Genomic DNA, 12,145 nt, shown 5'->3' with positions numbered 1-12,145 from the left:
CGACCGGACCGCTCGTCCCGGATGGGGAAGGCGCCGCCGTTCAAGGTCGCGGCCGCGGATCGCCTGGCCGCGGGAGGCGCGGGTGATCGGCTGCCCGGGCGGGGACTAGCATGCCCGTATGCGCCTCACTGTTCGAGAGTGTGACGGCCCTGCCGATCGCACGCTCCTGGTGGTTCATGGCGGGCCTGGCTGGGACCACAGCTACCTGGTCGAGCCGCTGCGCGAGCTGGCGGGTGATCGGCGCCTGCTCTTTCCCGACCTCCGTGGATGCGGTCGCTCCCCTGCCGCTGAGCCGCTCACCCCTGATGCGATGGTGGCCGATCTCATCGAGCTGATCGGATCGCCGGCTGTGGACGTGCTCGGTTTCTCGTACGGCGGCCTCATCGCCCAGCGCCTGGCCATTCAGGCGCCGCATCTGGTCCGGCGTCTGATTGTCGCCTCAAGCAGTGTCCTGCCCGTGCCCGCCGGCGCCTTCGACGGATGGGAGGAATATGAGCGCCGCGCCGCTGCCCATCCCTCCCTTTGGGAGGATCCGGCCCTGGACGGTGTGGAGCTTGTCAGGGCTGAGGCGTTCCGGAACGCGCCGCTCAACGTCTGGCGGGAGCAGTCGTTACCCGGCTATCGCAGGCGGCTGGAGCGGGTGATGTTCACCGCCACATATCTGCGGGCCTGGCGGGAGGGCCGCCTTCCTTCCGCTCGTCATCCTGACGCGGTCGAGCGTCTTTCCGGAATCCCGCTGTTCTTGTTGCATGGACGATATGACATGACCTTTCCCGCCTCTTTGGTGGCACTTACGCCGTGCACGGATGCGATTGTCCTGGACGAGGCTGGCCATATGGCACATATAGACCAGCCGGAGGCATGGCTTGCGGCTGTTTCCCGATTTCTGGGGAATGACGAAAATTCACGCGATCGCGTGATCGGCCAGTAATAATAAATATAGGGCATGCCTGCCCTTTCGGGGGCGATTCGGCGCAGTGAATGCGGCACCTCTATCCGGTGACCACGTCAAGGGGATGGCGGACGACGGCGTCGAAGTGATATCCGAAAGGATGGTGGGGCGTGACGAGGGGCTGGGTGGCGCCGCTCGCGTCGGTCGCGCGCGCCATGAGCACGTGAGCTCCCGTGCGCCGGGGAGTCCACGCGATGTGCCACGGCAGCCAGGTGCTGACCAGGTGCCGGCCGTGGTGCTGGGCCTCGCGCCAGCTCGCTCCGCCGTCGAAGCTGACCTCCACCCGGACGATCCGGCCTCGCCCCGACCATGACCGGCCGTGCAGGATGTGCGGCCCGCCGACGGGCAGGCGGGCATTCCAGGCGAGCTCGAAAGCGCTCTTGGCCGGATTTGTCGTGACATCGGCATAGAAGACCGTGTTCCATGGCGTCTGAAGCTCGCTCGTCGAAACCTCTATATCGCCGAGCCACTTGATGGACGCCACGCCCACCCACCCCGGCACCACCAGCCGCGCCGGGAATCCATGGTCGGCGGGGAGCGGCACGCCGTTCATCTCGTAGGCGACGAGGACGTCGTCCATGGCTTTGTCGATCGGCAGCGGGCGGCTCACGTGCCCGTAGCGCTCGAAGGGGGCGTCGAGGCCGGTGGGCAGCACGTCCACCGCCCCTGGACGCACGCCCACCTCCTTGAGCAGGTCTTTCAGCAGCACGCCCCGCCAGCGCGCGACCCCGATCGCGCCCAACCCCCACTGGGTGCCGGGAGCGGCGTCGTGCTGCTGCGTGCCGTAGAACCGCCGGCCGTTGCCCGCGCACTCGATCGCCACGTCGAACGTCCGCGACCGCATGCCCCGCAGCTCGTCGTAGCCGAACTCGCGCGGACATCGAACCCCCGCGCCATGGACGCGCAGGCGCCAGGTCGTCGCGTCGATGAGCGGTGTGGAGGTGTGGTTGCGCACGAAGAACCGGTCGTTGGGGGTGTGGTAGCCCACCCCGGACATGGCTTCCCATCGCATCTCGGCGCTCTCACCGTGCACCCTGAACAGATGGTCGGGCAGCGGCTTGACGATCGTCGCCGTGGCCTGCTTCATGGACGTCACCTCCGGCACTCGGTATTTCCTACCTGGAAACCATTTAATCTCCTCTCGTGCCCTGACGGTGCTTCTCGCGGCAATCCGTGTCCGACCGGTTAGGAACGTGCTCCACTTGTGCAGCACCGTTACCCCTGCCCCCACCTGCAGGAGCACATGCCCGGCCACGCTAGCCGGGGAACGGCTCACCGGCGTTGAGACGCTCGATCAGGGTCGCTAACGCGGCCCGGCCGCCGTGGTCGCGCAACCAGCGGCTCACCTGGCAGGCGGACTTCGCGTACGTGCCGGCGTCGCGGCTTGCGGCGGCCAGCCACTCCTCCAGCGTGACAGGCAGAGCGCCGGTGGGCTCGACCAGGCAGCGGTCCCCGGCGGACGCGGGGGCCAGGTAGCGGGCGTCGCCGGAGACCACCACGGCCAGGCCCTCGTCGAACCACTGCGGCATGTCAGCCCCGGCGGAGAGCCGGGCGTGCAACTCGACGTGGGCCATCTCGTGGGAGGCGATCACCGCGTTCACCCCGCGGGGCGAGAGCATCACCGACCGGTTGAGCACCGCCACCCCGCGCTCCTTGCCCCCGCCGATGCGCGCATAGCAGTCTTCCGTCAGGCAGACGAGCAGGTCGGGGGCGCTGACCGGAGCGCCGTAGAAGGCGCTGACCCGCCGGCGTGCCTGCTCGGCCACCTGCTTCACCCGGGCCCGCTCGGCGTCCTCAAGATCGGGCTCCGTGTAGATGCCCTCCTCCGCCTCGGTCAGGCCGTAACAGCCCGGGCACGTCGTCGCGGCCATGGAGGGATAGGCGAGCGCGACACCGGCGACGGCCGCGATGAGCAGCGCGGCGACAGCGGCGAGAACGCGCGCCCCCAGCTTGCGCGCCTTCCTTGTCGGGGAACCCATCGTGTCCTCCTCGGGGTGGCCGGCTCGGCGAGGACACTCTCCCGCATTCCCGGCCGCCGCACATCCACCCGGGGTCGGTCAACCCCTGGTAGGAGACCGGCCGCGGAGGAGGTCAGCGCCCCAGGAAGGACAGGAGGCGGTCGAGGGGCCAGGTGTTGATGACATCGTCGGTGGTCAGCCACGCCCGCTGCGCGATCCCCACCCCGAACCGCTGGTTGGCGAGGTGCGGGATCGCGTGCGAGTCGCTGTCGATCGAGAACTTGACCCCATGGTGCCTGGCCAGCCGCACCAGGTCGGCCGGCAGGTCGGAGCGGTCGGGGTAGGAGTCGATCTCCATGGCGGTGCCGGTGCGGGCGGCCGCCCGGAAGACGGCGTCCCAGTCGGCGTCGACGGGCGGGCGCTTGCCGATCTTCCTGGTCGTCGGGTGGCCGATGATGTCGACGTACGGATTCTCGCAGGCGGTGATGAAGCGGCGTGTCATCTCCTCGCGCGGCATCCCGAAGTGGGAGTGCACCGAGGCGACGCACACGTCGAACCCGCGCAGGACCTCCGCCGGCCAGTCGACCGATCCGTCGGGCGCGATGTTGAGCTCGGTGCCGTGCAGCAGCCGCATGCCGGGATGCCGGCGCTGCAGCTCGGCCACCTGGCCCCGCTGCTCCAGCGCCTTGTCCAGGGTCATCCGCTGCATCGCCAGGTCGGGAGCGTGGTCGGTGACCGCGTAGTAGGAGTAGCCGCGGGCGCGGCCGGCCGCCACCATGTCGTCCAGCGAGGCGATGCCGTCGGTCAGGTCGGTGTGGGTGTGCAGGTCGCCCTTGAGGTCGGTGAGCTGGATCAGGGTGGGCAGCTCACCGCGGAGCGCCGCCTTGACCTCGCCGCCGTCCTCCCGCAGCGGCGGTGGCACGAACTGCATGCCGAGCGCGTCGTAGATGTCCTCCTCGGACGCGGCGGCGATCACCCGGTCGCCCTCGAACAGCCCGTATTCGGACAGCTTCCAGCCCTTCTTCACCGCCATCTCCCTGATGGCGACGTTGTGCTCCTTGGAACCGGTGAAGTATTGCATCGCCGCGCCCCACGATCCGGCCGGCACCACCCGCAGGTCGACCTGGACCCCGGACGTGGTGCGGACCGAGGTCTTCTTGTCGCCCGCCGCGATCACCTCGGCGACGTAGGGCTGGGCACGGAAGGCGGCCATGACGGACTCGGGCGCGACGGCGAGGATGTCGATGTCGCCGATCGTGTCCTTCATCCGCCGCAGCGAGCCCGCGTAGGCCATGCGCTCGGCCTCCAGCGAGGCCATCACCTGCTCGGCCAGCGACATGGCGATCCCGATGTGCACCCGGCGGCCCGACTGCTCGAGCTGCTCGACGCCCTTGCGGAGATTGGCCAGCGTCTTGGGGCCCAGCCCCTTGACCCCGTCGAGCCGGCCGGCGGTGATGGCCTCGCTCAGCGCCGTGGGCGAGTCGATGCCGAAGTCCTCGAACAGCATGATGGCCGTCTTCGGCCCCAGCGTCGGCACCCGGGTCAGCCTGCGCACGCCCTCGGGCACCCGGCCGCGCAGATCGTCGAGCTGCCGGAAGCTCCCGCGCCGCAGGAACTCCTCCATCTTCTTGGCGATCGCCTCGCCCACCCCGGGAACGACGCGCACGTCGGTGACCGAGATGTCCTCGGGGAACCCGGCGATCGCCTTGGCCGCCTTCTGGTAACTCCGCACCCGGAAGGCGTCGCCGCCGCAGAGCGCGAACAGCTCCGCGTATTCCTGCAGCGCCGCCGCCGCATCCTCATTCGCCCGCATGGAACCACCCTAGGGTCCGGGGCCGACAATCTCGCCTCTCAGAAGCGCACCTCACGCGGCCGGTACGGGGCCGCGAGGAAGTCGAGCTCGTCGGCCGACAACGTCACCGACACGGCGGCCACCGCGTCGTCGACGTGCCGGTCCTTCGTGGCGCCCACGATCGGGGCGGTCACGGCAGGCTGGTGCAGCAGCCAGGCCAGGGCCACCTGGGCGGGCGGCAGGCCGCGGTCGCTCGCCACCTGCGCCACCCGGTCGATCACGACCTTGTCGTTCTCCGGGTCGTACAGGTGGTCGATGCGCGCGTCGGACCCCGTCCTGGCCGTCGTGGCGTGGGAGCCCGCCCTGGCGAGCACGCCGCGCGCGAGCGGGCTCCACGGGATCACGCCCACGCCCTGGTCGGCGCAGAGCGGCACCATCTCGCGCTCCTCCTCGCGGTAGAGGAGGTTGTAGTGCGGCTGCATCGAGACGAATTTCGTCCAGCCGTGGGCCTCCGCCACGTGCTGCGCCTTGGCGAACTGCCAGGCCCACATGGACGAGGCGCCGACGTAGCGGGCCTTGCCCGCCTTGACCACGTCGTGCAACGCCTCCATGGTCTCCTCGATCGGCGTCTCGTCGTCCCACCGGTGGATCTGGTAAAGGTCGACGTGGTCGGTGCCGAGCCGGGAGAGCGAGGCGTCGATGGCGGCGTGGATGTGCTTGCGCGACAGGCCGCCGTCGTTGACCCCCTTGCCCATGGGGAAATAGACCTTGGTGGCCAGCACATAGTCCTCGCGCCGCGGGAAGATCGCGCGCAGCGCGTTTCCGGTCACGACCTCGCTCTCACCCCGGCTGTAGATGTCGGCGGTGTCGAAGAAGTTCACCCCGGCGTCGGCGGCCCTGCGGATCATCGGCTCGGCCTCGGGCTGCGGCAGCGCCCACTTCTGCCGGGCCGGATCGCCGTAGCTCATCATGCCGAGGCAGATCCGCGACACGTTCAGGCCCGTGTTGCCAAGTCGTCTGTAGTCCATGGCCTGATTTTATGACTCCGGCCGGCGCTCAGGGCGCTCCGTGCGGAGCCCTGGGAACGATCATCGTGACGCCCGGCACCGAGCCGATCGAGACCAGTGCCTTGCCGGCGTCGGCCAGCCCGATCGTGCGGGTGATCAGCTGGTCGGGATGGAGGATGCCGGCCCTGATCATCTCCAGCATCGGCGGGTAGGCGTGCGCGGCCATGCCGTGGCTGCCGAGCAGCCGCAGCTCGTGGCCGATCACGCGGTCCATCGGCACCGGCGTCGGCCCTCCGGGCAGCAGCCCCACCTGGACGTGCCTGCCCCGCCTGCGCAGGCTCTCGACGGATGCCAGGCACGTCTGAGGGCTGCCCAGCGCGTCGACGGACAGGTGGGCGCCGCCTCTGGTCAGCTCCCTGACCTGGGCCGCCGCGTCGCCGGCCGAGCCGTTGACGAAGTGCGTCGCACCCGCCTGCTCGGCCAGGTGCAGCGCGTCGGTGCTGATGTCCACGGCCACCACGCGCGCCCCGGCCGCCGTCGCGATCATGACGGCCGACAACCCCACGCCGCCGCAGCCGTGCACCGCCACCCACTCGCCGGGACGCACCTCCCCGACCTGCGAGACGGCGCGGAAGGCGGTGGCGAAGCGGCAGCCCAGCCCCGCGGCGGTGACGTAGGCCATGTCCTCGGGCACCGCGACGAGGTTGACGTCGGCGTGCTCGACCGCCACGAACTCGGCGTACGAACCCCAGTGGGTGAAGCCCGGCTGCGTCTGCCGCTCGCACACCTGCTGGTCGCCGGTGACACAGGACGAGCACGAGCCGCAGGCGCAGACGAACGGCAGGGTCACCCGCGCGCCGGGCAGCCAGCCGCGCACGTCGGAGCCGACCGCCTCCACCACGCCCGCCAGCTCGTGGCCCGGCACGTGGGGAAGGGAGGTGATGTCGGGGTCGTGACCCTGCCAGCCGTGCCAGTCGGAGCGGCACAACCCCGTCGCCTCGACCCTGATCACCGCCCCGTGCGGGGCGGGCGACGGGTCGGGCAGCTCGCGAACGTCGAGTTCGCCACCGAAGAGGTCAAAGGCAACCGCTCTCATCTCACGAGCTTAGGGTCAACTCCCGCAGCTCGCGCAAGGCCCGGTGTGCGGGCGAGCCCGGTGCGGTCGTGTAGGGGACCAGGCGGAGGTCGTCGCGGTCGGGCACCGGCATGACCTGGCAGATCGCGTCGATCGTGCCCACCTGGGGGTGGTGGATGCGCTTGCGCTGCTCCCTGCGGATCCCGACCTCGTGGCGAGCCCACAGGGCCGCGAACTCGGGACTGAGGCCACCATCTCGGTGATCAGCGCCTGCAGTTTGCGGTCACCGGGGTAGCGGCCCGACCCTCGGCGCCGACGGCCCTACCGGCTCCTACCAGCAGGACGACGGCTTCCTTCCCCGGTGAGGTGTCAACCATGACGAGGGGGACAGTTAGGGGTGATGGGACGAGATCTGGATAAGGAGCGCTTCACCGAAGCGGAGTACGTCCGTTTCGGCGAACGCCTCCAGGAGCAGGTGGGCGTGCTCCGTGAGCTGCTGGCCACCCCCGGCTTCGGTCAGGGCCCCGCCACGATCGGGGCGGAGCTCGAGCTGTTCCTCATCGACGAGCGGGGCAGGCCGCTGCCGCGCAACAGCCAGGTGCGGGAGGCGCTCGGCGACGAGCGCGTCGTGCTGGAGCTCGGCCGCTTCAACCTCGAGGTGAACCTCACCCCCACGCCGCTCGCGGGCACGCCGTTCGAGACGCTGAGCGCCGAGGTCCAGGAGACGATCAGCAAGGTGGACGGCGCCGTCGAGGGTGGTGGCGCCCTGCCCATCGGCATCCTCCCCACCCTCAGCGCCGACGACTTCACGGTGGGCGCGATGAGCGACCAGAACCGTTACCGCGCGATGAGCAGGGGCTTTCGCCGGCTGCGGCTTGAACCGTTCCTGGTCAAGATCGAGGATCTGGAGCTGTCGGTGGAGGACGTGATCCTCGAGGCCGCCAACACCTCGTGGCAGGTGCACATCCGTACGCCGCCGGAGCGGTTCGCCCGGCTGTTCAACGCCGCCCAGCTCGCCATCGGCCCGGTGCTGGCCGTCTGCGGCAACTCGCCGTTCTTCCTGGGGCGCGAGCTGTGGGAGGAGACCCGCATCGCGCTGATGGAGGAGGCCGCCGACGACCGGGACGTGGCGCGGCTCGGGCGCAGGGACGGGCGGGTCACGTTCGGCTCGGACTGGGTGCATGAGGGCGCGCACGAGCTGTTCGAGCGGTACGTACGCGACTACGAGCCGATCGTGCCCGACCTCACCGAGGATCCGCGCCCGCACGAGGTGCCCGAGCTGCGGCTGCACCAGGGCACGATCTGGCAGTGGAACCGGCCCGTCTACGACCCGGCCGACAGCGGTCACCTGCGGATCGAGATGCGCGCGCTGCCCGCGGGGCCGTCCTGCGCGGACATGGCCGCGAACACGGCCTTCCTCCTGGGGCTGACGTTGTCGCAGGCGGAGCGCGACCTGACCGGCTACCGCTTCGCGCAGGCGTACCAGAACTTCTACCGCGCGGCCATGCACGGGCTGGACGCGAAGCTCTCGTGGCCGGGCAGCGACGCCGAGTTCGAGGCGGGGGAGCTGGTGCTCTCGCTGCTGCCCGAGGCGCGGGAGGGGTTGCTCGCGGCCGGGGTGGCGGCGCACGACGCCGACCGGGCGCTGGGCGTCATCGCGCAGCGGACCCGGCTGCGGCGTACGGGCTCGGTGTGGCAGCGCGAGGCGCTCGCGCGATTCGGCGGCGACCGGGAGCGGCTCGTGCGCAGCTACCGTGAGCTGGCACTTTCGGGATTGCCCGTGCATTTGTGGGATTGAGCGCAACCTCTGCCCTGCCTGCTCCGTCAAATCCAGTCAAGGGACGGGAAAGTGAGGGAGATATGGCGGCAAAGGGGATGGTTCCCACCGATAAGGCCCCCTATGCCTTGTCGCGCGCGACCGGCGACCTGCCCGAGGGGGCGGCCAAGCTGGCGGGAGAGATCGGCGCCACCGCTGTGGAGGCGGTGCTGGCCCAGGCCAACAGGACCGCCGTGCGCAAGGGCGCGGCGGGCGCGCTGGGGTCGATGCAGCCGGAACCGGCCGAGTGGTACGCCTTCGACGACGGCGACCAGCGCACCCCCGACTGGTACCCGCAGGGCCTGACCGGCGGGGCGGACTCCGGCACCATCGGCGTGCCGGTGTTCATCGTGAGCTGGTACTTCCGGCCGGAGGCCGGCGAGCGGGGCATCAGGGTGAGCTTCCTGAGCCCGCAGACGCTGAAGTACCGGCACGCGCTGCTGGTCACGGCCGAGCCCGACGGCTCGTACGCGCCGATCGACATCCACGCGGGCGGCATCGCCTGCCACGGCGACCTGCTCTACGTGGCCGACACCGTCAGGGGCCTGCGGGTCTTCGACCTGCGCAACCTCCTCGACCTGCGCACCGCCCAGAACGACCTGGGCGACCCCGGGCGGGTGGGACGGCACGACGGCAAGTTCCACGCCTTCGGCTACCGCTACGTGATCCCGCAGACCGACCTGTGGCAGGTCGCCGCGGCGGGGCCGCGGTTCTCGTTCGTGTCGGTCGACCGCAGCGGGGCCACCCCACTGCTGATCACGGGCGAGTTCCGGGGGGACGACCCCGGCGGCTGGGTCGCGCGCTGGACCCTGGATCTGGCCGGCGGCGAGCCCCAGGACGCGTTCGTGCTGGGTCACCCCAAGATCCAGGGGGCGCTGTCGTCCGGCGGCACGTGGTACCTGAGCCAGTCGGCCGGCTCGACCGCGAACGGCAAGCTGCTCGTCCACGCCGGCGAGACGACGCGGACCAGACCCTTCCCGATCGGGCCCGAGGACCTGACCGTGCAGGACGGCAGGCTGTGGAGCGTCACCGAGTACACGAACAAGCGGGTGATCTTCGGGGTCGGCCTCTGACATGCCGGTCGGGCTCCCCTGTCAGAGCTCGTCCGCCGGGCGACTCCGGGCCGTCCCGGACCCGGAGTCCCTGGTCAGGGTGTAGCCGCGGGTGACCGCGGTGAGATCGCCGTCCTCCCTGGTGGCCGCGACCAGGTGAGGAGGCCTGGGGACGAAGCCCGGCACCGCGGTCAACCCGTCGGTCTCACCGATGACGGTGAGGCGGATCCGGTCCGCCTCCGGTGTGCGCACGGTGATCTGGACTCCCTGGGCAGGGATGCCGCGGAAGCGGATCTCCGAGGGCCAGGTCCCGGCTCGCGTACCGGTGACGGGCACGCTCGCCGACCCGTACCGGCCGGCTGACGCGGTGGCGTGGGTGATCGGCCGATCGAGCCGCAGCGTCACCGAGCGCGCGCCCTTCCCCGCTCTCACGTGCAGTTTGAGCGTGTCCTCGCTGTGGGCCAGGACGGCGGCTCGCGGGCCTGTGGCGGCGATCGCCGGCGCGCGCCCGGTCCACAGCGTGCCTCGTGCGTATCCGGGGGGCAGCTTGGAGGTGTCGTGGCCGGACACGTACCGCCTGGTCCACCGCGCCGGGTCCGCGTCGGCGCTGACCCAGTGGGCGGTGCGGGTGCCGGCGTCCATGACGTACGCCAGATGCGTGCGCTGGGGCTGGTCGGCGTCGAAATCGTCCACCACGAGCCCGGAGGCGACCAGCGCCGCCGTGAGGAGCAGCGCCGTCATGGGCACGAGGAGCAGGGCGGCCCGTTCGCGCCGGGTGGCGGGATCGGGCAGGAACAGTTCCGCGATCGGCACCAGGACCAGCCCGAACACCGTCAGCACCAGCGCGCTCGCCCCGCCGAGTGCCAGCCCCATCCCGTCGAAGACGTCCCCGGCCAGGGACGGCAGCAACATCGCGGCCGTGATCGGGCCCAGCATCGCCGCGACGGTCCGCGCCCAGGCGGGCGTGCGGAGCAGTACCGCGGCCAGCCAGCCGAGCGCGCCCGCCAGCGCCGGCAGGGCGAACAGGAAGGACGCCCCGGGAGCGACCCACGCGCACAGCACGCCCAGCCCGGCGAGCCAGAACAGCGCCCCGACCGCCGGCGCCGCCGGACCGAACCTGCGCCGCAGCACCAGGTACCAGCCGAGGACCGCCAGGGCGCACAGGACCGCGATCGCCGCCTGGTACGGCCCCGGACGGTGCAGCAGCCCGCCCATCAGGTCGTAGGCGGGCCGCCAGGCCACCAGCAGTTCCCACAGTCCCTGCGCCAAGGCGGCCGACAGCACCAGCGGCACCACGGCCGAGACCGTGGCCGCGATCAGCCGGGGCAGGCTCAGCAGCCGCCTGACGCGGGCCAGCAGCGCCAGGCCCGCCACCGCGGTGAAGGCCAGCGCCGCCAGCGGCCAGACGAGCTCACCTGGATAGGTGATCATGGTGCCGAGCGCGCGGAAATAGGTGACGTCATGGTCGGAGTCCAGCGTCCGCAGGTCCGCGTCGCCGAGGGCGCGCGCCAGCGCCAGCATGTTGGTGCCGTGATGTTGCAGGCTGCCCCGGTTGAGGTTGGCGATGGAGTCGCCCGCGGTGTGATAGAGCGAGGAACGCTGGATGTAGGCGAAGTTCATACCGGCGAAACCGGCCTTGGTCAGCGGGGTGAAGTCGGTGTTGTTGGGCAGCAGCCGATACAGCTCCACCATGGCGGAGTGACCGCGCGGCGCGGGGACCGCACGGACGAAGGTCTCGACCAGGCGGGCGTTGTTCGCCGAGGTCTCGAACATCAGCGAGGGGCCGCTGACACCGCGGGCCTCCCAGTTCAGCAGCACGCCGCCGGCCTTGCCCAGGGGGTGGCCGCGGACAAAGGCGTCGGCGCCGAGCACGCCGTCCTCCTCGCCGTCCGACATGAGCAGCACGATGTCGTTGCGCGGCCGGGGACCGTCGCGCAGCGCCCGGACGGTCTCGATCATCGCGGCCACCGCGGCGCCGTCGTCGGAGGCGCCCGGTCCCATGGCCGCCGAGTCGTAGTGCGCGGCGATGAGCACGGTTCCGGTCGAGCCCGTTCCCGGGAGCCGGCCCACGATGTTGTCGGCCTGGCCGAACGTCGCCAGCCCCGCGGCGGTCCGGGCGCCGACCGAACGCTGGATCTCGACCCGCAACCCTGCCGCGCGCAGTTGCCCGGCCAGGTAGTCCCGGGCGCGGCCGCTCGCCGGGCTGCCGATGGGGCGCGGTTCAGCGGCGAACTTCTTGAGGTGAACCAGCGCTCGCTCGGCGCTGAACCGCTCGCCCGGGGCGGTGGCCGGCAGGGGCTGCATGGTGCTGTCGGCCATGGCGGACACCATGACCACCACCATCAGGGCGAGCAGGGCCGCCGTCCCGGCCGGCAGCCGCCGCGGGACGTCGAACAACTTACTGATCATGGCCAGGAAGGCTAAGCCGGGTCACTCGCCCTGCGGAATGAGGCGCCTGCCCGCGCGCACCTGGGGTTTTCCACAGCTATGAGA

Annotated in this window: 9 protein-coding genes and 1 pseudogene; 3 read left to right on the top strand and 7 right to left on the bottom strand. The window is 71.0% G+C overall.

Annotation, left to right across the window (positions count from 1 at the left end; translation table 11 throughout):
* Positions 1 to 118 precede the first annotated feature (118 nt).
* Positions 119 to 931: an alpha/beta hydrolase gene (locus ABGB14_RS14130; RefSeq protein ID WP_347644064.1), complete on the top strand. Its 813-nt coding sequence runs from the start codon at positions 119 to 121 to the stop codon at positions 929 to 931.
* A gap of 61 nt (positions 932 to 992) precedes the next feature.
* On the opposite strand, the gene ABGB14_RS14125 is transcribed toward ABGB14_RS14130, so the two are convergent.
* The 6 genes and pseudogenes from ABGB14_RS14125 to ABGB14_RS14100 all read right to left on the bottom strand — a co-directional run.
* Positions 993 to 2,039, bottom strand: coding sequence for a sulfite oxidase (locus tag ABGB14_RS14125; RefSeq protein ID WP_347644063.1), 1,047 nt, complete (start codon positions 2,037 to 2,039; stop codon positions 993 to 995).
* Positions 2,040 to 2,208: 169 nt separating this feature from the next.
* Positions 2,209 to 2,931, bottom strand: coding sequence for a hypothetical protein (locus ABGB14_RS14120; protein ID WP_347644062.1), 723 nt, complete (start codon positions 2,929 to 2,931; stop codon positions 2,209 to 2,211).
* A gap of 112 nt (positions 2,932 to 3,043) precedes the next feature.
* Positions 3,044 to 4,723, bottom strand: a complete 1,680-nt coding sequence (polX, locus tag ABGB14_RS14115; protein WP_347644061.1) for a DNA polymerase/3'-5' exonuclease PolX — start codon at positions 4,721 to 4,723, stop codon at positions 3,044 to 3,046.
* Positions 4,724 to 4,761: 38 nt separating this feature from the next.
* Entirely contained in the window at positions 4,762 to 5,730 is a 969-nt protein-coding gene (locus ABGB14_RS14110) for an aldo/keto reductase (RefSeq protein ID WP_347644060.1), read from the bottom strand.
* 28 nt (positions 5,731 to 5,758) lie between these two features.
* A complete protein-coding gene (locus ABGB14_RS14105) occupies positions 5,759 to 6,805 on the bottom strand; it encodes a zinc-dependent alcohol dehydrogenase family protein (RefSeq protein ID WP_347644059.1) in 1,047 nt (348 codons plus the stop codon).
* Position 6,806: 1 nt separating this feature from the next.
* Positions 6,807 to 7,016, bottom strand: a pseudogene (locus ABGB14_RS14100) (hypothetical protein); the annotation flags it as partial.
* A gap of 168 nt (positions 7,017 to 7,184) precedes the next feature.
* On the opposite strand from ABGB14_RS14100, the gene ABGB14_RS14095 reads away from it, so the two are divergent.
* Positions 7,185 to 8,582: a glutamate--cysteine ligase gene (locus ABGB14_RS14095; RefSeq protein ID WP_347644058.1), complete on the top strand. Its 1,398-nt coding sequence runs from the start codon at positions 7,185 to 7,187 to the stop codon at positions 8,580 to 8,582.
* 77 nt (positions 8,583 to 8,659) lie between these two features.
* Positions 8,660 to 9,673 (top strand): hypothetical protein, encoded by a 1,014-nt coding sequence (locus ABGB14_RS14090; protein ID WP_347644057.1) that lies wholly within the window; start codon positions 8,660 to 8,662, stop codon positions 9,671 to 9,673.
* A gap of 21 nt (positions 9,674 to 9,694) precedes the next feature.
* Here the strand turns inward: ABGB14_RS14090 and ABGB14_RS14085 are convergent, their stop codons facing one another.
* Positions 9,695 to 12,061, bottom strand: coding sequence for a M20/M25/M40 family metallo-hydrolase (locus ABGB14_RS14085; RefSeq protein WP_347644056.1), 2,367 nt, complete (start codon positions 12,059 to 12,061; stop codon positions 9,695 to 9,697).
* Positions 12,062 to 12,145: the final 84 nt, after the last annotated feature.

This window comes from Nonomuraea sp. B10E15 (assembly GCF_039871615.1).
Lineage (GTDB): Bacteria > Actinomycetota > Actinomycetes > Streptosporangiales > Streptosporangiaceae > Nonomuraea.
The sequence above is the reverse complement of the archived record's forward strand: the minus strand, read 5'-3'. Positions and strand labels throughout refer to the sequence as shown.

Bases quoted from the DNA above. Each gene is read 5' to 3' on its own strand.
- ABGB14_RS14130 (WP_347644064.1), top strand. From the start codon at position 119: ATGCGCCTCACTGTTCGAGAGTGTGACGGCCCTGCCGATCGCACGCTC.
- ABGB14_RS14110 (WP_347644060.1), bottom strand. From the start codon at position 5,730: ATGGACTACAGACGACTTGGCAACACGGGCCTGAACGTGTCGCGGATC.
- ABGB14_RS14085 (WP_347644056.1), bottom strand. From the start codon at position 12,061: ATGATCAGTAAGTTGTTCGACGTCCCGCGGCGGCTGCCGGCCGGGACG.
- ABGB14_RS14120 (WP_347644062.1), bottom strand. From the start codon at position 2,931: ATGGGTTCCCCGACAAGGAAGGCGCGCAAGCTGGGGGCGCGCGTTCTC.
- polX (WP_347644061.1), bottom strand. From the start codon at position 4,723: ATGCGGGCGAATGAGGATGCGGCGGCGGCGCTGCAGGAATACGCGGAG.
- ABGB14_RS14090 (WP_347644057.1), top strand. From the start codon at position 8,660: ATGGTTCCCACCGATAAGGCCCCCTATGCCTTGTCGCGCGCGACCGGC.
- ABGB14_RS14105 (WP_347644059.1), bottom strand. From the start codon at position 6,805: ATGAGAGCGGTTGCCTTTGACCTCTTCGGTGGCGAACTCGACGTTCGC.
- ABGB14_RS14125 (WP_347644063.1), bottom strand. From the start codon at position 2,039: ATGAAGCAGGCCACGGCGACGATCGTCAAGCCGCTGCCCGACCATCTG.
- ABGB14_RS14095 (WP_347644058.1), top strand. From the start codon at position 7,185: ATGGGACGAGATCTGGATAAGGAGCGCTTCACCGAAGCGGAGTACGTC.